Here is a 20,308-nt window from a genome sequence, read left to right on the forward strand (position 1 = left end):
CCCGCTCGCGCATGGCCGCCAGTTTAGCGCGGGAATCGCATCCTGCGGTAATAATCATATTCTGTTTGCATTTTCTGTCCGGGCGAGGTCAGCTTCATCCCGCTGGGCGGGCAGCAGGCGTTCCGCGATAAAGTCGATGAACACCCGCTGTTTGGGCGGCAGATGGCGACTGACGGGCCAGACGGCTGTGAACTTGCCCTGTTCGGTCGCGCAATCGTCCAGCACGGTCTGCAGGCGGCCATCCGCCAACTCGCGGCGGATCGCGAAGTCGGGCAGCCAGGCGATGCCCAGACCGTCGCAGGCGGCGGCGATCAGCGCTTCTATGCTGTTGCAGCTGAGAAAGGCGTTCGGCTGAGGCGGCGGCGATCCAGCGGGCGCGCGCAATATCCATGGCTGCAATTGCCCGCTGTAGGGAAAGCGGTAGCGCAGGCAGGAGTGGGCCTGCAAGTCGTCTGACCGCTGCGGCGCGCCGCGTTGGCGGAAATAGGCTGGCGAGCCGACCAGCGCGAATTGGAACGACCCCAGCAGCCGCGCCTGCAATCTGGAGTCGTTCAACTCGCCGCTGCGCACCGCCACGTCCACGCCTTCCGCCACCAGGTCCACCATGCGGTCGCTGAAGTCCAGTTCCAGCGAGATTTCCGGATAGCGGGCGTGGAATTCGGGCAGCCGCGGCGAGAGCATGCGGTGGCCGATCAGCGGCAGGCTGACTTTCAGGCGGCCGCGCGGCGCGGCGGCGCTGTGCGCCAGCTCGGCCGAGGCTTCGTCCAGTTCCGCCAGGATGCGGCGGCTGCGTTCGAACAGCAGCAACCCTTCCTGGGTCAGGTGGATGCGGCGGGTGCTGCGGTGAAACAGCCGCGCCGCGAGCTTGTCCTCCAGTCGGCTGACGCTTTTGCTGACAGCCGAGGCCGAAATGCCCAGGCGCTCGCCGGCGGCGACGAAGCTGCCCAGCTCCGCCGCGCGGACGAAAGCCAGCAAGCCGCTCAGACTGTCCATGCCGTTCATCGCAGACATCCTTTGATGATATTAAGTCATGAATGATATGACATTGTGCCTATTTTTTCAGGCAATTGCCTTGCCTATCCTCTCCGCATCGAAACCCGCGCCTGGCGAATGGCCGCGCGTGAATGAAAGGAGAGGCGAATGAACAGAACGCAGGCAGGCCGGCATGACGGGAGAGGGTCGACGCTGGCGGCGGTGTGCTTGGCCGCGCTAGCGTTGCCGTGGAGTTTTGTCGGCGGCGCAGTGGCGACGCCGGCTATTGGGCGGGCTTTGGATGGCAGTCCGCAGGCGCTGGGCTGGGTGACCAGCGCTTTCATGCTCAGCTTCGGCAGTTGCTTGATGGCCGCTGGCGCGCTAGCCGATCAATTCGGCCGCAAGCGCCTGTTCGGCATCGGCATCGGCCTGTTCGCGTCGTCGTCGCTGGCGATCAGTCTGGCTCCGGGCCTGTGGTGGCTGAACGGCCTGCGCGCGCTGCAAGGGCTGGCCGCCGCCGCCGCGATGGCTGGTGGTTCGGCGGCCTTGGCGCAGGAATATGAAGGCGCCGGGCGGGCGCGCGCTTTCAGTCTGCTGGGCACGACCTTCGGCCTGGGGCTGGCTTTCGGCCCCTTGCTGTCCGGCTGCTTGATCCAATGGCTGAGTTGGCGCGCCATCTTCGCCTGTGGCGCGGCGATCGGCGCGGCGGCGCTGTTGCTGGCGTTGCCGCGCATGCGCGAATCGCGCGATCCGGATGCGGCAGGGCTGGACTGGCCTGGCGCGGCCAGCTTCACCGCGATGCTGGCTTTGTTCACGACGGCGCTGCTGCAGGGGCCGCAGCTGGGATGGCGCAGCCTGCCGGTGCTGGCGTTGTTGGCCGGCTCGTTGGTCTTGCTGCTGGCTTTCATCCGGATTGAGCGGAGTGTGGCGCGGCCGATGCTGGATCTGTCGCTATTCCGCTATCCCGCCTTTGTCGGCGTGCAATGCCTGCCGCTGGCCACCAGCTACTGTTATGTGGCGCTGCTGGTGCTGCTGCCCTTGCGCTTCATCGGCATAGAAGGGCAAGGGGAGGCGGAGGCGGGCTTGTGGATGCTGGCGCTGTCGGCGCCGATGCTGGCGATGCCGTCTCTGGCCGTGTGGCTGACACGCTGGCGTTCCGCTGGATTCATTTCCGCAGTGGGCCTGCTGATCGCGGCGATCGGGCTGGCCTGCCTCAGCCAGGCCCCGGCCGGCTCGCCCTTCATGTTGCTGGCGCTGTTGTTGATTGGCGGCGGCAGCGGATTGCCCTGGGGGCTGATGGATGGTTTGTCGGTCAGCGTGGTGCCCAGGGAGCGCGCCGGCATGGCCAGCGGCATCTTTAGCACCACCCGGGTGGCGGGCGAGGGCATGGCGCTGGCGGTCGTCGGCGCATTGATGGCCGGTTTCGCCGGCAGAGCGCTGGCCGACGCGGGTCTGAGCGCGCCGCCGGCCGCCGCGCAGCGGCTGGCCTCCGGCAATCTGGCCCAGGCTCACGCCTTGCTGCCGACGGCGGATGTCGGCAAGCTGGCGCAAGCGTATGACTGGGCTTTCCAGCAACTGCTGTATCTATTGATCGCATTGACGCTGTTGTCGGCGTTGATGGTGTCGGTTTTGTTGAGGCGCGGGAGCGGAAAGGCGCGCTTGGCCTAGGGAGACGGGCAGCGAGGGCGGCTCTGGAGCGGGGAGCGCGACGCCCCTGCTTGCATGCGAAGCCGAGTTTTCTTCAAGCTCCGCTGACGATATCCGGGGCTTCCGAGCAGACCCTGTTGCGCCCGCTCTCCTTGGCCTGATACAAGGCTTCATCTGCCCGCTTCACCAAATCATCCGCCGTTTCTCCCTTGCGCAGAACCGCAACGCCGAAGCTGCTGGTCTTGCTGCCGATATCGGCAAAGGCATGCGCTTGCACACTGGCGCGCAAGTGTTCGGCCAGGCGCAAGGCCTGTTCCAGAGTGGTCTGAGGACAAAGAATCAGGAACTCTTCGCCACCCCAACGACCCATGATGTCGGTCGTTCGCACCGCGCGGCTCAAGATGCCGGTGAATTCTCGAAGCAGGGCGTCTCCAACCAGATGCCCGCGGCTGTCGTTGACGGACTTGAATTTGTCGATGTCGGTCAGGATCACCGCCAGCGGGCGGCTGTCAGGGTCGGCCAGCGCCATCACGCTGTTGAAAGCCTCGTCCAGGCCCCGGCGGTTGACCGCGCCGGTCAGCTTGTCGGTTACTGCCAGCTGGGCCAACTGCTGGTGCGCTTCGAGCAGCTCGGCCGTTCGCTGCGCGACCTCCTGGCTCAGGATCTCGTTGTGGCGCACCTGGAATTCGTGCGCCGTTTGGAGTCGGCCATAGGCATCGTTGAGCCTATCGACCAGCACGCTCAATTCATCGTACGGCCCCTGCGGGCCCCGGCGCAGCACAAAGGGCGTGAAACGCTTTCCCGGTTCGAAGGACTTGGCGAACTCCGCCATCTGCGTCAAATGCCGCGTGATCATCCATGAGATCAGCAAGAGGATGCTGATCGACGTCACCAGCGACTTGCCGCTTTGCGTCGCCAGCACGATGCCAATGCGATCAACGGTGCGGCTATAGAGCGTGTGCAGATTGGGCGCAATGTAGATCTTGCCAACGATCACCCCATTGCGCTGCAAGACGTACTCGAAGCGCCTTCCCGCATCAGTATCGACCTGCCCGGTTGTCAGCGTGGCCGACTGGTCGGGGCCGTAGTGGATCGTGGCGCCGGCGACCCAGGGGGAATGACCGATGCCATCGAGCTGCACCTGCATGCCGGCGACGTTGAAGTTCCAGGCCGCATCGGCAAGGCCGGGCAACTGGCTCTGCTCGATGTAGCGCATGCCCTGCTCAAGTTCGGACACATCGCGTCGATAGTCGAAGAACAACTGCACCGAGGTCGCGATCAGCGCCGCCGTCGTGCTGATGCAGAGGATCCAGACCAGCATGCGCCGCGCCAGTCCACGCGGCGCGATGAAAATCAAAAGGAGATTGCGCAATCGGGCGCTATCCCTGGCCTGGCGATTGGCATCCATGTTTACTTGGCCTGCCTGCGGAACGGCGAATAGCGGGCGTAGATGTCCTCGTAGCGTTTGGCGGCTTCCGGATCAAGCAGGCGGGCTTCCGCGTCGATCCACGGTGGACGTCTGCCCGCCTGGGCAACGATCTCATTGACCCGCGTGACGATCTTTCGTCCCCACGGCCCCTTGGTGCAAGCGGCATACCCGATCGTGTATTGAGGCTGACCGGCGATGGGCAAGTAAACGAACTTGACCGATGCCGGCAGTTTCAAATGCCTGGCGAACCAATAGACCTCGTCCGGATAGGCGATGATGTAGTCTACCCACCCGCTGGCCAGCTGGCTGAAAGGCGCCAGGTCGTCGGCGCTTGTCTGGAGGATGTTCTTTTGCCCGGCCGCCGTCGTGAAAGCCGAAAGAATGATGGGCGGGTATCCCCGCATCTCTTGGCGGACGGTGGTCAACGACAGGTCATGCATCAGCCGGGCGATGTCTATGGATCCGTCGGCATTGCGGTAGGCGCTCAGGCGGGCCGTCCTATCGGATCGCACGACGATGTAATACGGCAGCACGAATTCGACCGGCTTGCTGAATTCCATATACGCTTCGCGCTCGATCGTCTTGAGCAGGCTAGGCTGGCAAACGTGCTGGCCCTGCTTCATCAGGCCGGAGACGCGCGCCAGGCTGGCGCGTTCGATGACGCTGTTGTACTCGGGCGTGCGCTCAATGAAATATCGCAGAAACACGTCGGCGTACCCTTGGCCCTTGTCGGGGCCGTCGGAAATGGTGACCGGTGGATTGCCCGGCATTTGCCATCTGATGGTGTTGTCGTCGGCCCGAGCGTTGGCGCTCATCAGCAGATGGCACAGCGCCATCGCTGCGCCAATGAACGTCCAGGAAGAAGCGGTTCGCATCTTCCCGGCGGCGGCTTTCAACATTTCCGTATCCCTTCAAATACACTGGCGATCACGCCTATTGTCCGTGGCCGGCCGCGGCATCCGCCTGCCAACCCCGATGGGGAGCTCTTCAAGGAGCCAGCAAATTTGGGCAGTGCCCCCGCTGCGCCGGCGCATCGCTGATCGTGCCGCCGCGAGCGACGCACTGGTCGGGCGGCAGTGGCGTTTTCTGCTCGACAAAGCGGACAAGCAGGTCGAAGGCGTGCTGCGCGTGCGGCTCGATCAGCTCAAGCTGAGGGAATATGCTGGCGTAGCGCTCGACGTGATTGCCGTTCTGGATCTCATAGAGGCGATAGGCTTGGGCGTGTTCGCCCCCTTCCGCGGCGACCTGCCGCGCATAGGCTCGCGCATGGTGGTCGATGGGCAGCAGCGCATCCATCGTGCCGGCGACCGTGATCAGCGGGCGCTTGATCTTGCCGTCTGTGGCGATGGCCGCCACATTGCGGCCAACCGTCGAGGCGGACAGTCGCGCCAGGTAATTGTACCTGCCCGGCCCGGCGCCATAGGTGTCGTAGCTAGGATCCAGGCGCTTTTGCCATTGGCACTGCGTGGGTTCCCAGAACGAGTCGGCGTGGTTGCTCCATAGCGAGACCTGGCAGTTTTTCGTGCCTTTGACGAGATCGGGCGGATAGCCGGCCGCCAGGATGTTCAACGCGGCGGTGCTTGTCGGCGAGCGGTCGGAGGCGAGATAGTCGGGGTAGTTGAGGATCGCCGGGGGCAGATCGGTCAGCAGGCTCGGCCCATGGGGATCGACGAAAGTGCCCTCCCAATCCACACCGCCGTCGAAGTATTCCGGTGCGGTTTCGATCGCGCGGCGCACCTGATAGCCGCCGTTCGACGTGCCGACCGCATAGGTATAGCGTGGCTTGCGACCATACTGCGCCTCTACGCCGCGGCGCGCCAGCTCGGAGGCCATCACCATGAAGTCACGCCAGCGGGTGAAATCCTGGCCAGGGTCGTCGTCGTAGTAATGGACATAGCTAGGCTTGCCCGGCGGCCCGGTTCGGCAGGCCAGCGGATCCGCCGCCGTGCTTTCTCGCGCGCTGAGCACGCCCTTGTTCTGCGACGCATAGGCATAGCCTTTCTGCAGCACGTAGTCGCTCCAGGCGAAGTCGCCGTTGAATTCGCTGCGGGCGCCGGAAGCGCCGGCAACGACGAGGCGGCCGTTCCAGTCCTTGGGCAGCCGCAGCAGGAAACGCGCCTGTCCCAGCGGATCCTTGGCGAAGCGAGCCTGAATCTGCAGGCCGGGAACCGCCTTCTTGATCGGCGGCCTGTTGGCGGCATCCGCCACGAGTATGGCGCGGTCGGCCTGCGGCATAAACGCCAAGTGGGGCAGGCCAGGCAGCGAGTCATCGGCCGGCGTGGTGTTGGGGTTGCGGGTCGTCAGATCGGGGCTTTCGACGCAGCTGGCGTCGGCGAGTTGCGAGTCCAATTCCCGGAGCAGGCGTTCGCAGGAACGCTGCGCGCCAGCAGTGGCCGCGCCGGCGAGGATCAGCAGGGCAAGGGCGGCAGCCGTCGATTTCCACATTGCTCGTTTCCTTGGTTTGATGTTTCAGTAGCCGGCTCAGCCGTAGTCGCTCGGCAACCCAACAGGTACGCAATGCCAGCGGTGATGCAGAATAACTGAATCGTTTGTCCTTTCCTAGACATCCCAAGCGCCTCACGCCAGCTCCAGCAAGGAGGCGTCATCAGCAAGCCGCGTCTAACCAGACTCAAGCGTGTCTGGAGACGCGGGGGCGACCCGGATGTCGCCAGACGGAAAAGCAAAAAGCCCGCAATGATGCGGGCTTGCATGTGTTTTGGCGCCTGTCGGCGCCAGGCGTCAGATCATTCCCACTCGATGGTCGCCGGCGGCTTGCCGCTGACATCGTAGACCACGCGGTTGATGCCGCGCACTTCATTGATGATGCGGTTGGACGCGCGGCCCAGCAGGCTGTACGGCAGCTCGGCCCAGTGCGCGGTCATGAAGTCGCTGGTCACCACGGCGCGCAGCGCGACGACGTAGTCGTAGGTCCGGCCGTCGCCCATCACGCCGACGGACTTCACCGGCAGGAAGACGGCGAAGGCCTGGCTGGTCAGCTCGTACCAGTTCTTGCCGGTTTTCTCGTCGACGGTGTTGCGCAATTCTTCGATGAAGATGGCGTCGGCCTGGCGCAGCAGGTCGGCGTACTCCTGCTTCACTTCGCCGAGGATGCGCACGCCCAGGCCCGGGCCCGGGAACGGGTGGCGGTAAACCATGTCGTGCGGCAGGCCGAGCGCCACGCCCAGCTGGCGCACTTCGTCCTTGAACAGCTCGCGCAGCGGCTCCAGCAGCTTCAGGTTCATGTCTTCCGGCAGGCCGCCGACATTGTGGTGGCTCTTGATGGTGTGCGCCTTCTTGGTCTTGGCGCCGGCCGATTCGATCACGTCCGGGTAGATGGTGCCCTGGGCCAGCCACTTGGCGTTGGAGAGCTTGCCGGATTCGCGGTCGAAGACTTCGATGAATTCCGCGCCGATGATCTTGCGCTTCTTCTCCGGATCGCTTTCGCCGGCCAGCTTGGCCATGAAGTCGGCCTCCGCCTGCACGTGGACAACCTTGACGCCCAGGTTCTGGGCGAACATTTCCATCACCATCTTGCCTTCGTTCAGGCGCAAGAGGCCGTGATCGACGAAGACGCAGGTCAGTTGCTGGCCGATGGCGCGGTGGATCAGCGCGGCGGCCACGGAGGAGTCGACGCCGCCGGACAGGCCGAGGATCACTTCTTCGTCGCCGACTTGCTCGCGGATTTTCTTCACCGCCTCGTCGATGTAGTTGGGCATGGTCCAGCTGGGCTTGCAGCCGGCCACGTGCAGCACGAAGCGGTGGATCATCTCGGTGCCGCGCTTGGTGTGGGTCACTTCCGGGTGGAACTGCACGCCGTAGAAGCCGCGGGCCTCGTCGGCCATCGCCGCGTACGGGCAGGACGGCGTTTCGGCGATAACCTGGAAGCCGGCCGGCAGCGCGGTCACCTTGTCGCCGTGGCTCATCCACACATCGAGGAAGCCGTTGCCGGCGTCGTCGATCTGGTCCTGCAGGCCTTCCAGCAGCTTGGAGTGGTGGCGCGCCTTGATCTGGGCGTAGCCGAACTCGCGCTTGTCGCCGCTTTCCACCTTGCCGCCCAGCGTCTGGGCCATGAACTGCATGCCGTAGCAGATGCCCAGCACCGGCACGCCCAGCTCGAACAGCTTGGGATCGGCCTGGTAGTCGGACTCGTACACCGAGTTCGGACCGCCGGACAGGATGATGGCCTTCGGCGCGAAGGCCCGGATATCTTCGATGGACATGTCGAAAGAATGAAGCTCACAGTAAACGTGAGCTTCGCGTACGCGTCGGGCGATCAGTTGGGTGACCTGGGAGCCGAAGTCGAGAATGAGGATCTTGTCCATGCCTATCCTTGAAAAGTAATGCAGGCCGTTAAGGCCATTATCGTCAATGCTGAAAATTATTCTGTGGTTTCCGGACGCTCAGTCTTCGCCGGGTGGCAGTCGGCGCGGCGGCTCGGTGCGTTCCGGCACCCGGTCGCTGCGCGCGATCAGCAGCAGCACGCCCATCAGCACCATGCCCAAGGCCACGAAGTGGGTGGCGCGCAGGGCCAGCTGGTCTATCGCGTAGACGCTGGCGCCGGCGTAGGCCAGCATCGGGCTGGTGACCAGCGTCGATTTGTTGAAACCGTCCAGCGCGAATAGCAACACGCCCGCGGCGAACAGCAGCAGGGCGAGCAGGGTGGAGGTATTGGGCAACAGGGCGGTGCTTTTCAGCAGCCAGACGCAGCCGATGCAGATCAGCGCGATGGGGAGGGCGGCGCCGCGCTTCATGCCGCGCCCCGCTGGTTCTTCATCACGCGCTGTTTTTCGCGCTGCCATTCGCGATCCTTCTCGGTGTCGCGCTTGTCGTGCAGTTTCTTGCCCTTGGCCAGGCCCACTTCGACTTTGACGTTGCCCTTGCTGTAGTGCAGGTCCAGCGCCATCATCGTGTAGCCGGCGCGTTCGACCTTGCCGATGAAGCGATTGATCTGCTCCTGCGACATCAACAGCTTGCGCGGGCGCACCGGATCGGGGTTGACGTGGGTGGAGGCGGACTGCAGCGGGGTGATATGGCAGCCGATCAGCCAGAAGGCGCCGTTCTTCCAGTCGACATAGCTTTCCTTCAACTGGACGCGGCCGGCGCGGATGGCCTTGACCTCCCACCCTTCCAGCACAAGCCCGGCCTCGAGTTGTTCCTCGATGAAGTAGTCGTGGAAAGCCTTGCGGTTCTGGATGATGCTCATCTGTGGCGGGTTCCTTTGAATCCGACATTGTAGCAGAAGCCGGCGCGCAACCAAAATCGTGTCTTTTCAGTGGCTTGATGTGAAGACAGCTTGCGACGGCGGCCGGAGGCGGGCGGCCGACGGCGCTTTTTGCTAGAATTGCGGCTTGATTGTCAGTTCCGAGACCCCGGCGGCGCCGGGTTTTGCCGATGCAGCTTGTCGAAAAGAGCGTCCTGGTGGCGCATACGCCGGCGCAGATGTATGCGCTGGTGGACGATATCGAACACTACAGCCGCTTCCTGCCGTGGTGCGGCAAGGCCGAGGTGCTGTCGCGCGATGAGGCGCAGGTGGTGGCCAGCCTGCATATCGATTACCTGAAGGTGCGCCAGCACTTCACCACCCGCAATCACAATGTCGAGAACGAATCGATCCGGATGGAACTGGTGGACGGGCCGTTCGAGTCGCTGGAAGGCCTGTGGCACTTCAAGCCGCTGGGCGACTTCGGCTGCAGGATAGAATTCAGCCTGCGCTACCAGTTCTCCAGCCGCATTCTGGAGAAGCTGATCGGTCCGGTGTTCGGCCATATCTCCGGCTCGTTGGTGGACGCCTTCATCAAGGAAGCGGACAGGAAGTACGGCGATGACTGAGCGGTTGAGCGTGGAGGTGGCCTATGCCCGGCCGGAGCGGCAGTGGCTGGTGGCCTTGAGCCTGCCGTCCGGCGCCTGCGCGCTGGACGCGGTGCGCGCGTCCGGCATTCTGGCCCAGTGCCCGGAGCTGGACGAGGCGGCGCTGAAGCTGGGCGTGTTCGGCAAGGCGGTCAAGCCCGAGGCCGCGCTGCGCGAGCATGACCGGGTGGAGATCTACCGTCCGCTGCTGGCCGATCCGAAGGAAGTGCGCCGCCAGCGCGCCGAAGCCGGCAAGAGGACGAAGAAGGGCGGGTGAGTCCGGCGCTTCGATAAAAAAAGGATGGCTTGCCGCCATCCTTTTTTGATTGGCGCCCGGCGGTTCAGCTAGGCATGTCCTCGGCCGAGCAGACGCGGTTCTTGCCGTTGATCTTGGCCTGATACATCGCGTGGTCGGCGCGCTCCAGCACGTCGGATTCCTGCTCGCCCAGATGCCAGCGCGCGACGCCGGCGCTGAAGGTGATCAATAGCTTGTCGTTATTGGCCAGGAAGAAGGTCTTGGTCAGCTCGCGCTGCAGGCGCTGCACGGTCTGGATCGCCTCGGTTTCCGGCGTGTCCGGCATCAGAATCACGAACTCCTCGCCGCCGAAGCGGGCGACGATGTCGGCCGGGCGCAGGCTGTGCTTGATGGTGTCGACCAGGTATTTCAGCGCGTCGTCGCCGGCCAGGTGGCCGTAGCGGTCGTTCAGCTGCTTGAAATTGTCGACGTCGATCAGCGCCACCGACAGCGGCGCGGCGGTGCGCTCGGCGCGGCCGATCTCGCGCTGGAAATATTCGGCCAGGCCGCGGCGGTTGTAGGCGCCGGTCAGCTGGTCTTCCTTGACCTTGTTGCTGGCCGCCTCCAGCGCGCTTTCCAGCTCGCTGATGCGGTGCTCGGCCGCTTCCACCTGCTCCTTGGCCGAGACCAGTTCGTCGCGCGAGCGGGTCAGGTCCAGCTGCATCACCGAGGTGTCTTCCATCAGCGCGCCTATGATGCCGCTCAGCTCGTCGACATTCGGCGTCTGCTTCAGTTTCTCGCTGTGGGCCTGTATCTTGCTGTGGAATTCGTCGGTGCTGTCGGTCATCATCGCCAGCCGGCTGACGAAGCGGTCCAGCAGCGCGCGCAGCGAGCTGGCGGCCTCGTCCAGCGAGCTCTTCAGCATGCCCTGCTTGCGGATCACTTCCTTCAGGCTGGTTTCCAGCTGGTAGATGTGCTGCATCGACAGCGGCTCGTGGGCCAGCAGTTCCTGCAGCGAGTCGACCTGGCCCAGCAGGTATTCGTCGGAGCGGTTCAGCTCGGCGACATTGTCCAGCATCAGCCGGAGCAGGCTGGTCAGGCCGGAAGTCAGACGGCCTTCTTGCTGCGACTGCAGCTCCAGCTTGATCATGAAGGCCCTGAGCTTGGGCATGAAGGCGTTCAGCCCGGCATCGTCGGTGATGCCGTCCAGCTCCTTCAGCAGGCCTTCCAGGCCGTCGACCAAGTCCGGGTAGCTGGCGAGCCGCGGCTCCAGGCCGTGCTTCAACGCGAAGGCCAGCGTGCGTTGCCAGGATTGCCAGCTGCCGGACGTGTCGGCGGGAGTGGAGGCCGCGGGGGCCGGGGCTTCAGGCTCCGGGCTGGTCTCGCGGGCCGACGGCGCCGCGTTCCAGTTCTGCAGCAACGCGACCAGTTTCTGGTTCAGTTCTTCCGGCTGATTGCCGTAATTGATCAAAACGCGCTCGAGCGCGCTTTGCTTGTGATGTTGAGGCAGGTCGGGCTGGCGGATTTCCCAGCTCTTGATCAGGTTCTGCAGCAGCAGGCCCCAGCTCTGCGCCAGCTGCTGGGTGGCGAAAGTGCTGCGCAGGAAATCAATGATCAGCTGCGGCGCCTGCTCCCAGCGGTTCTCGTCCAGCACCTGTTTCAGCCGGGTCAGCGTGACCTTGGACTGGACGTTTTCCAGCGGCAGGGTTTCCAGGGCGCGCAGCAACAGCACGGCCAACTTGTTGTCGCGCGCCATCGGGGTCTGCGTCAACTCGTGGTAGACCCGCTCGAAGTTCTCCGGCGTCGGCAGCAGCTTGCGTAAGGACAGCTGCTTCAGGGTTTCTCTTGCCACTTCGATGGGGTTCTGTGTCGTCATTGCCCAAACCTTGGTGCTTTTAAGGCGGCCTGCCATCATAGGGTATCAGCGGGAGTGAGTGTCCGTCGGGTGCCTGTCCAGCGGCGTGTTCTTGCTGGAGTCCAGCAGCTGGAAAAACACCTCGCCGTTGCGGATCATGCCAAGTTCGTTCCTAGCTCTTTCCTCTATTGCGTCGCTGCCCTGTTTCAGGTCGCGGACTTCTGCGTCCAGGGCGGCGTTGCGGGCGACCAGCTTTTGGGTGGTCGCCCGTTGTTCCTGCAGCTGCTTGTCCAGCTGCCAGACCCTGAGCCAACTGCCCTTGCCGAACCAGAGCGGCCATTGCAAGGCGAGGATCACGGATACCAGGGTCACGGTCAGCCAGCGCATGCAATCACTTCAGATGGTAAAACGCCGCGCGGCCCGGATAGTGGGCGGCGTCGCCCAGCTCTTCCTCGATGCGCAGCAATTGGTTGTACTTGGCCATGCGGTCGGAGCGCGACAGCGAACCGGTCTTGATCTGCATGCAGTTGGTGGAGACTGCCAGATCGGCGATGGTGCTGTCCTCGGTCTCGCCCGAGCGGTGACTCATAACGCAGGTATAGCGGGAACGCTTGGCCAGATCAACTGCTTTCAGGGTTTCCGACAGCGTGCCGATCTGGTTGACCTTCACCAGCAAGGAGTTGGCGACGCCCTTGGCGATGCCTTCGGCCAGGATTTTCGGATTGGTGACGAAGACGTCGTCGCCGACGATCTGCACCTTCTGGCCCAGGCGGTCGGTCAGCAGGCTCCAGCCGGCCCAGTCCTGCTCGGCCATGCCGTCCTCGATCGAGATGATCGGGTATTTGTTGACCAGGTTTTCCAGGTAGTCGGCGAACTCTTCCGAGCTCAGCGACAGTTTCTCGGCGGTCAGGTGGTAGCGGCCTTCGCGGAAGAACTCGGAGGCGGCGCAGTCCAGCGCGATCATCACGTCCTGGCCGGCGACGTAGCCGGCGGCGTCGACCGCTTCCAGGATCAGCTTGATCGCGTCTTCGTGGCTTTCCAGGTTCGGCGCGAAGCCGCCCTCGTCGCCGACGGTGGTGGCGTAGCCGTGGCGGTCGCAGATCTTCTTCAGGTGATGGAAGATCTCGGCGCCCATGCGCAGCGCTTCGCGGAAGGTCTGCGCGCCGACCGGGATGATCATGAATTCCTGGATGTCCAGGGTGTTGTTGGCGTGTTCGCCGCCGTTGATGACATTCATCATCGGCACCGGCAGCGCCATCGGACCGGCGCCGCCCAGGTAGCGGTACAGCGGCAGACCGGCGTCTTCGGCCGCGGCGCGGGCCACGGCCATCGAAACGGCCAGCATGGCGTTGGCGCCGAGGCGGGACTTGGTCTCGGTGCCGTCGAGTTCGATCAGCGTCTTGTCGATGAAGGTCTGGTCGGAGGCGTCCAGGCCGATGATGGCCTCGCAGATTTCGGTGTTGATGTTGTCAACGGCCTTCAGCACGCCCTTGCCCAGGTAGCGGCTCTTGTCGCCGTCGCGCAGCTCCAGCGCCTCGCGGGTGCCGGTGGAGGCGCCGGACGGCACGGCGGCGCGGCCCATCACGCCGGATTCCAGCAATACGTCGGCTTCCACCGTCGGATTGCCGCGGGAGTCCAGGATTTCACGAGCGACTACGTCAACGATCGAACTCATTGTCTTTCCCTTCATAGCTTTCGGTTGAACTTGCAGAGGCGGTCCGCCGGGATGACCCGGCGGACTCTACCGGCTGTGTATTACAGCGAGTGCTCAGGCCATGGATTCTGCTTGACCAGCCCGTCCAGCGCCTTGAGCGTGGTCAGCAGCTCCTCGACGCGGCTCAACGGCCAGGCGTTGGCGCCGTCGCACGGGGCGCTGTCGGGGGCGGGGTGCGTCTCCAGGAAGATGCCCGCCACGCCGGCTGCCACGGCGGCGCGCGCCAGCACCGGCACGAATTGGCGCTGTTGGCCGCCGCTGTCGCTGCGGCCGCCGGGCAGCTCCACCGAGTGGGTGGCGTCGAACACCACCGGGCAGTCGGCTTCGCGCATGATGGCCAGCGCCCGCATATCGGATACCAGGTTGTTGTAGCCGAAGGTGACGCCGCGCTCGCAGGCGAGGAAGCTGTCCTCCTCCAGACCGGCTTCGCGGGCGGCCTGGCGCGCCTGGACGATGACCTGCCGCATTTCGCCGGGCGCCATGAACTGGCCCTTCTTGATGTTGACCGGCTTGCCGCATTGGGCGACCGCGCGGATGAAGTCGGCCTGGTGGGCCAGGAAGGCCGGCGTCTGCACGACGTCGACGACGCTGGCCACCTGCACCACCTCGTTCTCGGTGTGGACGTCGGTCAGCACCGGCACGCCGATCTGGCGCCTGACCTCGTCCAGGATGCGCAGTCCCTGGTCTATGCCGAAGCCGCGGAAGGCGCCGGCCGCCGGGCGGCTGGCCTTGTCGTAGCTCGACTTGTAGATGAAGGGAATGCCCAGTCCGGAGGCGATTTCCTGCAGCCGGCCGGCGGTGTCCAGCGCCATCTGCTCGCTTTCCACCACGCTGGGACCGGCGATCAGGAACAGGGGCCGGTCAAGGCCGACTTCAAACCCGCACAGTTTCATCGACTTCAGCTTCCCTGCTTGTCCGCCTGGTATGCCAGCGCCGCCTTGACGTAGGCGATGAACAGCGGGTGGCCATCGCGCGGGGTCGACGTGAATTCCGGATGGAACTGACAGGCGAAGAACCAGCGGTGGCCGGCCAGCTCGATGGTCTCGACCAGCTTCTCGTGGCCGGACGAACGGCCGCTGATGGTCAGGCCGGCCGCTTCCAGACGCGGGATGTAGTAGTTGTTGACTTCGTAGCGGTGGCGATGGCGCTCGACGATCTCGGCATTGCCGTAGACGCGCGCCGCCAGCGAGCCGGGAGCCAGATCGCATTGCTGGCCGCCCAGGCGCATCGTGCCGCCCAGATTGGAGTTCTCGTCGCGCTTCTCGATCTTGCCGTCGTGGTTGACCCACTCGTCGATCAGCGCCACCACCGGGAAGTTGGTGTCGAGGTCGAACTCGGTGGAGTTGGCGCCGGCCATGCCGGCCACGTCGCGCGCGTATTCGATCAGCGCGATCTGCATGCCCAGGCAGATGCCGAGGTAGGGGATGTTGTTGTCGCGGGCGAACTTGACCGCCTTGATCTTGCCCTCGACGCCGCGCTTGCCGAAGCCGCCCGGCACCAGGATGGCGTCCATGTCGCGCAGCGACTCGGCGCCGTCGCGGTCGATTTCTTCCGAGTCGACGTAGACGATGTTGACGTTGGTGCGGGTGTGGATGCCGGCGTGCTTCAGCGCCTCGGTCAGCGACTTGTACGATTCGGTCAGATCGACGTATTTGCCGACCATCGCGATATTGATGCTGTGGTCCGGATGCTGGATCGCGTCGATGATGCCGTTCCACACCGACAGGTCGGCCTTGGGCAGGTCGAGTTGCAGTTGCTCGGCGATGATCTCATCTATGCCCTGGGCATGCAGCATGCCCGGCACCTTGTAGATGGAGTCGGAATCGTAGCAGCCGATCACCGCGTTCTCTTCGACGTTGCAGAACAGCGCGATCTTGCGCTTCTCGTCTTCCGGCAGCTCGCGGTCCATCCGGCACAGCAGGATGTCCGGCTGGATGCCGATCTCGCGCAGTTCCTTGACCGAGTGCTGGGTCGGCTTGGTCTTGATCTCGCCGGCGGTGGCGATATAAGGCACGTAGGACAGGTGCACGTACAGCGTGTTCTTGCGGCCGTGGTTGGAGCGCATCTGACGGATGGCTTCCAGGAAGGGCAGCGACTCGATGTCGCCGACGGTGCCGCCGATCTCGACGATGGCGACATCGGCTTCGGCCGCGCCTTCGCTCATCTTCAGCTTGATTTCGTCGGTAATGTGCGGGATCACCTGCACGGTGCCGCCCAGGTAGTCGCCGCGACGTTCCTTGGTGATGACCGATTCGTACACCTGGCCGGTGGTGAAGTTGTTGCTCTTCTTCATCTTGGCGTGGATGAAGCGCTCGTAGTGGCCGAGGTCGAGGTCGGTCTCCGCGCCGTCTTCGGTGACGAACACTTCGCCGTGCTGGAACGGGCTCATCGTGCCCGGGTCGACGTTGATGTAGGGGTCGAGCTTCAGCATGGTGACTTTCAGCCCGCGGGATTCCAGGATTGCGGCGATCGACGCGGCGGCAATGCCCTTGCCCAGGGAGGACACCACGCCACCGGTTACGAAGATGTACTTGGTCATGAGATTACGGCTCTGTGGGAATCCGGGATTTTACCCTGAAATCGGCGGGAGTTGAATCACCTGATACCATCTTGTTGCAGGAAAGAATGCAACACTCTGCGATAAAGAGTGCCGATAGTGCTCGCGTCGTTGTGGCGAATCCGTTACAATGTTCGCCGACTGTTTCATTAGAGCGCGCCCGGCAGCTTTGGGTGCGTGTCCTGCTTGAATTTCTGGCTTTTTCTATGTTATAAAGCCAGCTTTTACCGGTTTTGGGAGTTTAACCATGGCGCGAGTTTGCAAAGTCACCGGCAAGCGTCCGATGACCGGGAACAATGTTTCCCACGCCAATAACAAGACGAAACGTCGTTTCCTGCCGAACCTGCAATACCGCAAGTTCTGGGTGGAAAGCGAAAACCGCTGGGTGCGCCTGCGCGTGTCCAACGCCGCACTGCGTACCATCGACAAGGTGGGCATCGATGTCGTGCTGGCTGATCTGCGCGCTCGCGGCGAGATCTAAGCGGTCAACCAGATAAAGCACTGAGGTATACATCATGCGCGATAAGATCAAGCTGGAATCCACTGCTGGTACCGGCCACTTCTACACCACCACCAAGAACAAGCGCACCATGCCGGAAAAAATGGAGATCAAGAAGTTCGATCCCGTTGTCCGCAAGCACGTTCTGTACAAGGAAACCAAGCTGAAATAAGCTGGTTGCCTGTGGTAGGAAGAGCCCTTCTCTGGTGCACGGAGAAGGGTTTTTTGTTTGGCCGGCGGTTTTCGCCGGCAAGTGCGCGAAGCAAAAGGCCAGTCACTCGACTGGCCTTTTGTTTTGCCGATGGCGGTTTCGTCAGTTTGCGGCCTGGCGGAACACCTTGTGCGCCAGCAGCAGGTCCTGCCAGGCCTTGGCCTTGTCCGGCTGATTGCGCAGCAGGTAGGCGGGGTGGTAGCTGACCACCAGCGGCACGCCCTGATAGCGGTGCACCTTGCCGCGCAGCCGGCCTATCGAATCCTCGGTTTCCAGCAGCGTCTGGGCGGCGAAGCGGCCCAGCGCGACGATCAGCGTCGGCTGGATATGGCGGATCTGCTGCAGCAGGTAGCCGTTGCAGGCGGCGATTTCGTCCGGGGCGGGATTGCGGTTGCCCGGCGGGCGGCATTTGAGGACGTTGGCGATATAGACGTCCTTCTCCCGGTCCAGTCCGGCGGCCTGCAACATATTGTCCAGCAACTGGCCGGCGCGGCCGACGAAGGGCAGGCCCTGCCTGTCCTCGTTCTCGCCGGGCGCTTCGCCTATCAGCATCCAGCGCGCCTGCGGATTGCCGCGGCCGAACACCGTCTGGGTGCGGGTTTCGCACAGCCGGCAATCCTGACAGCCGGCCACCTGGCTTTGCAGTTGCGGCCAGTCCAGCTGGGCGGACTCGACGCGGACCTCGGCGCGCAACGGCTCGGGCGCGAAGGCCGGTTCCGGCTGCGCCGTAGCAGCGGCCGCGATCTCGGCCGGAGGTGGGACGGCCGGCGCGGTTTCCCGTGGCATCGCCATTATCGCGTCGCCGGTGTGCGGCGGCTCGGGCTCGGCCGGCGCGGCGGCCATCGCCGCTTGTTCGGTACCGGCCTCTGGCGCGTGGCTCGGCAGCTGCGCCGGGTGTTGTTCGAACCAGCCGGCGCGCGGCCGCCAGGCCGGTCCCAGGCCCATTTCCTGTTGCAGCAGGTCGGCGCGGCTCATAGTGACGCCTCCATCAGGATCGCGTGTTCGCGGCCGTGGGCGGCCGGGTAATAGTTCTTGCGCAGGCCGCACTGGTGAAAGCCGCAGCGCTGGTACAGACGGCGCGCCGGCGTATTGCTTTCGCGCACCTCCAGGAACAGCCGGCGGCAGCAGTCGTCGCGCAGATCGCCGAGCACCGCCTGCAGCAGGGCGAGGCCATTGCCGCGGCCCTGGTATTCCTTGGCGATGACGATGTTGAGAACTTCCGCCTCGTCCAGCACGCGCATGATCAGCGCGAAGCCCAGCAGCGCGTCGGCGTCGTCGAACAGGCCGTAGCACGGATAGCCGGCGGCCAGGCTGTCGCGGTATTGTCCGACGCGCCAGCCATGCGGCGTGGCCTGCTGTTCCATGTCGGCCAGTAGTTGCGGATCGTCGGGCTGGAAGCGGCGGACGGCGCTCATCGGCTGCGGGCCTGCTGCTGCTCGACCGAGGTCAGCGCCACCTTGTTGCGCACATAGAGCAGTTCGGCCTCGCGCGGGTGGACGGCGGCGTAGCGGCCGCTTTCGGCCAGCCGGATATAGGCCGCGGCGTGCGGACGAGGGTGGGGCGACAGCGGCAGGCGTTCGCGGGCGTCGGCCAGCAGCTGCGGGTAGCTGTCGAAGCCATCGCCGGCCAGCATGGTGGCGCCTTCGGCCAGCGACAGGTCTTCCGGCGAGACGACGGCGATAGCACCCAGTCTCTGCCAGTCCGCGCCGGTGCGGTACAGCGCGCTGTAGACCTGTTTCATCCGGGCGTCGAAACAGACTTGCACCAGGCCGTCGCCGGCCTGCCAGGCCAGATTGTCCAGCGTCGGGATGGCGATGACGGGCAGGTCGGCGGAGTAGGCGAGGCCCTGGGCGACGCCGCAGGCGATGCGCAGCCCGGTGAACGAGCCCGGTCCCTGGCCGAAGGCGATGCCGTCCAGAGACGACAGCGAGACGCCGGCCTCGGCCAGCAGGCGCGACACTTCGGGCAGCGTGCGTTCCGCATGCTTCTGTTCCACGCACTGGTGGAAGACGAGCGTGTCGTCGCCGTGGCTCAGTGCCAGCGACAGATAGGTGGTGGAGGTGTCCAGGGCTAACAGTTTCATTGGGCTTGATGCAACCTTGCGAGGTTGGGAATTATAAGCCCAGTTCCTCTACCCAGGCGAGCGCCGATATGTGAGCCTGATTCAACTGTTCGCTGGACAGGCCGAGTTGCTGGCACAACTGCGGCACGCCGTCGAGCGAGCCGTCCTCGCAGGCGCGGGCCAGTTCCAGGTAATGGCTCATCTCGCCGCGCTGGTGAAGCAGCGCGTCGGTGATCGGCGCCGGCAGCTGCAGATGCTCGATGATCTTGTCCATGGTCATGTCGAACAGCACGTCCAGCAGGCTGAACAGGCCGACGATGAACAGATTGTCGTTGACGTCGTGGCGCTCTCCGAGCGCGACGCCCAGCAGCTCCATGAAGCGGCCGCGGGTGACGGCGGTCTTCTGCAGCGCCGGCGGCGCGTTGTTGTCGTCGGAGGCGGTGACCAGCAGCAGCGTCAGCCAGCGATACAGCTTCTGATAGCCCAGCACGGTGACGGCGTGGGAGAAGGAGCTGATCGTGGTGTTCAGACCGGCGGCGGCCGAGTTGACGTAGCGCAGCAGCTTGTACGACAGCGCCACGTCGCGTTTCAGCACCTGCTCGATGTCGCGGATGTCGGCATCCATGCGCAGCAGGTTCAGCAATTCCAGCGTGTTGTTGAAGGCCGGGTGTATCACCTTGGCCGCCAGCGTTTCCGGTTTGGCGAAGTAGTAGCCCTGGAAGCCGTCCATGCCCAACTCCTTGCACAGATGGAATTGGGCGTGGGTTTCCACCCGCTCGGCGATGCGGATCAGCGGATAGCTGCGCAGCCTGGCGGCCAGCATCTGGAAGCGGGTGGTGTCCTGATTCTGTATGTCCAGCTTGACGTAGTTGGCTAGCTCGAGAAAGGCGGCGGCCGGCGATTCGAAACTGAAGTCGTCCAGCGCGATGCCGAAGCCCATCGAACGCAGATGGCGGGCGCGGGACAGCAATTCGTTGCTGGGCACGATGCGGGGAGACAAGTCGAGGATGATGCGGCGCGGCGGCAACAGCTCGAGAAAGTCGCTGTTCAGCATCGTTTCGCCGACGTTGATGAAGGCGAGCTTGTTGCCGATCAGCCAGCTGGTGCCCATATTGTTCAGCGTGTTTACCAGCACGTCGGTGTCGGCTTGCAGCTCGGTGTGCTTGCCGACGCCGACGGCGTCGCTGCTGGGACGAAAAAGCAGCTCATAACCTATGAGCTGCTGATTGCGGTTCAGTACCGGCTGCCGGCCGATGAAGGCGGTGTTCGAGGTCATAACT

Annotated in this window: 21 protein-coding genes; 5 read left to right on the plus strand and 16 right to left on the minus strand. The window is 64.1% G+C overall.

The features are described from left to right. Positions 1-54 precede the first annotated feature (54 nt). Positions 55-1,002: a LysR substrate-binding domain-containing protein gene (locus CXB49_RS04215; RefSeq protein ID WP_233492932.1), complete on the minus strand. Its 948-nt coding sequence runs from the start codon at positions 1,000-1,002 to the stop codon at positions 55-57. Positions 1,003-1,140: 138 nt separating this feature from the next. On the opposite strand from CXB49_RS04215, the gene CXB49_RS04220 reads away from it, so the two are divergent. Next, positions 1,141-2,640 (plus strand): MFS transporter, encoded by a 1,500-nt coding sequence (locus CXB49_RS04220; RefSeq protein ID WP_101707222.1) that lies wholly within the window; start codon positions 1,141-1,143, stop codon positions 2,638-2,640. Positions 2,641-2,713: 73 nt separating this feature from the next. Here the strand turns inward: CXB49_RS04220 and CXB49_RS04225 are convergent, their stop codons facing one another. From CXB49_RS04225 to smpB, 6 genes are all read right to left on the minus strand, one after another. After that, positions 2,714-4,027 (minus strand): GGDEF domain-containing protein, encoded by a 1,314-nt coding sequence (locus tag CXB49_RS04225; RefSeq protein ID WP_101707223.1) that lies wholly within the window; start codon positions 4,025-4,027, stop codon positions 2,714-2,716. Between the two features lie 2 nt (positions 4,028-4,029). Next, positions 4,030-4,947: a TIGR02285 family protein gene (locus CXB49_RS04230; protein WP_101707224.1), complete on the minus strand. Its 918-nt coding sequence runs from the start codon at positions 4,945-4,947 to the stop codon at positions 4,030-4,032. An 88-nt stretch (positions 4,948-5,035) separates the two neighbouring features. Further along, positions 5,036-6,493 (minus strand): 3-hydroxybutyrate oligomer hydrolase family protein, encoded by a 1,458-nt coding sequence (locus tag CXB49_RS04235; protein WP_101707225.1) that lies wholly within the window; start codon positions 6,491-6,493, stop codon positions 5,036-5,038. Between the two features lie 299 nt (positions 6,494-6,792). Further along, positions 6,793-8,376 carry a glutamine-hydrolyzing GMP synthase gene (guaA, locus tag CXB49_RS04240; protein ID WP_101707226.1) on the minus strand — a complete coding sequence of 528 codons (1,584 nt, stop codon included), beginning with the start codon at positions 8,374-8,376 and terminating at the stop codon, positions 6,793-6,795. Positions 8,377-8,448: 72 nt separating this feature from the next. After that, positions 8,449-8,799 (minus strand): hypothetical protein, encoded by a 351-nt coding sequence (locus CXB49_RS04245; protein ID WP_101707227.1) that lies wholly within the window; start codon positions 8,797-8,799, stop codon positions 8,449-8,451. Beyond that, on the minus strand, positions 8,796-9,272 hold the full coding sequence (gene smpB / locus CXB49_RS04250) for an SsrA-binding protein SmpB (RefSeq protein ID WP_255409605.1): 477 nt from the start codon (positions 9,270-9,272) through the stop codon (positions 8,796-8,798). The genes CXB49_RS04245 and smpB overlap by 4 nt, the downstream gene beginning before the upstream one ends. A gap of 167 nt (positions 9,273-9,439) precedes the next feature. On the opposite strand from smpB, the gene CXB49_RS04255 reads away from it, so the two are divergent. Further along, positions 9,440-9,877, plus strand: a complete 438-nt coding sequence (locus CXB49_RS04255) for a type II toxin-antitoxin system RatA family toxin (protein WP_101710599.1) — start codon at positions 9,440-9,442, stop codon at positions 9,875-9,877. Beyond that, a complete protein-coding gene (locus tag CXB49_RS04260; protein ID WP_101707229.1) occupies positions 9,870-10,172 on the plus strand; it encodes an RnfH family protein in 303 nt (100 codons plus the stop codon). Before CXB49_RS04255 ends, CXB49_RS04260 begins: the two co-directional genes overlap by 8 nt. Positions 10,173-10,236: 64 nt before the next feature. Here CXB49_RS04260 and CXB49_RS04265 read toward each other — a convergent pair whose 3' ends face one another. From CXB49_RS04265 to CXB49_RS04285, 5 genes are all read right to left on the minus strand, one after another. Beyond that, positions 10,237-12,006: a GGDEF domain-containing protein gene (locus CXB49_RS04265; RefSeq protein ID WP_101707230.1), complete on the minus strand. Its 1,770-nt coding sequence runs from the start codon at positions 12,004-12,006 to the stop codon at positions 10,237-10,239. A gap of 45 nt (positions 12,007-12,051) precedes the next feature. Continuing rightward, positions 12,052-12,372, minus strand: coding sequence for a cell division protein FtsB (gene ftsB, locus CXB49_RS04270; RefSeq protein ID WP_101707231.1), 321 nt, complete (start codon positions 12,370-12,372; stop codon positions 12,052-12,054). A gap of 4 nt (positions 12,373-12,376) precedes the next feature. Further along, a complete protein-coding gene (eno, locus tag CXB49_RS04275) occupies positions 12,377-13,660 on the minus strand; it encodes a phosphopyruvate hydratase (RefSeq protein ID WP_101707232.1) in 1,284 nt (427 codons plus the stop codon). Between the two features lie 80 nt (positions 13,661-13,740). Next, positions 13,741-14,592: a 3-deoxy-8-phosphooctulonate synthase gene (kdsA, locus tag CXB49_RS04280; RefSeq protein WP_101707233.1), complete on the minus strand. Its 852-nt coding sequence runs from the start codon at positions 14,590-14,592 to the stop codon at positions 13,741-13,743. 5 nt (positions 14,593-14,597) lie between these two features. Continuing rightward, complete coding sequence (locus CXB49_RS04285) at positions 14,598-16,238, minus strand: CTP synthase (protein WP_101707234.1); 1,641 nt, start codon at positions 16,236-16,238, stop codon at positions 14,598-14,600. A 265-nt stretch (positions 16,239-16,503) separates the two neighbouring features. Between CXB49_RS04285 and rpmB the strand changes: the two genes are divergently transcribed. Together rpmB and rpmG are read left to right on the plus strand one after the other, a co-directional pair. Beyond that, a complete protein-coding gene (rpmB, locus tag CXB49_RS04290; protein ID WP_011137003.1) occupies positions 16,504-16,737 on the plus strand; it encodes a 50S ribosomal protein L28 in 234 nt (77 codons plus the stop codon). Positions 16,738-16,771: 34 nt separating this feature from the next. Further along, positions 16,772-16,927 (plus strand): 50S ribosomal protein L33, encoded by a 156-nt coding sequence (gene rpmG, locus CXB49_RS04295; RefSeq protein ID WP_101707235.1) that lies wholly within the window; start codon positions 16,772-16,774, stop codon positions 16,925-16,927. Between the two features lie 141 nt (positions 16,928-17,068). Here rpmG and CXB49_RS04300 read toward each other — a convergent pair whose 3' ends face one another. Genes CXB49_RS04300 through CXB49_RS04315 form a run of 4 tightly spaced genes read right to left on the minus strand, consistent with a single transcriptional unit; the run spans position 17,069 to position 20,304 of the window. Then, complete coding sequence (locus tag CXB49_RS04300; RefSeq protein WP_101707236.1) at positions 17,069-17,941, minus strand: uracil-DNA glycosylase family protein; 873 nt, start codon at positions 17,939-17,941, stop codon at positions 17,069-17,071. Continuing rightward, entirely contained in the window at positions 17,938-18,381 is a 444-nt protein-coding gene (rimI, locus tag CXB49_RS04305) for a ribosomal protein S18-alanine N-acetyltransferase (protein WP_101707237.1), read from the minus strand. The genes CXB49_RS04300 and rimI overlap by 4 nt, the downstream gene beginning before the upstream one ends. Next, the gene (tsaB, locus tag CXB49_RS04310; protein WP_101707238.1) at positions 18,378-19,049 is read right to left on the minus strand and encodes a tRNA (adenosine(37)-N6)-threonylcarbamoyltransferase complex dimerization subunit type 1 TsaB; all 672 of its coding nucleotides are present in this window, start codon (positions 19,047-19,049) and stop codon (positions 18,378-18,380) included. The genes rimI and tsaB overlap by 4 nt, the downstream gene beginning before the upstream one ends. 31 nt (positions 19,050-19,080) lie before the next feature. Beyond that, positions 19,081-20,304 (minus strand): EAL and HDOD domain-containing protein, encoded by a 1,224-nt coding sequence (locus CXB49_RS04315; RefSeq protein ID WP_101707239.1) that lies wholly within the window; start codon positions 20,302-20,304, stop codon positions 19,081-19,083. Between the last annotated feature and the right edge of the window lie 4 nt (positions 20,305-20,308).

Origin of the sequence: Chromobacterium sp. ATCC 53434, from assembly GCF_002848345.1 — a bacterium.
GTDB lineage: Bacteria > Pseudomonadota > Gammaproteobacteria > Burkholderiales > Chromobacteriaceae > Chromobacterium.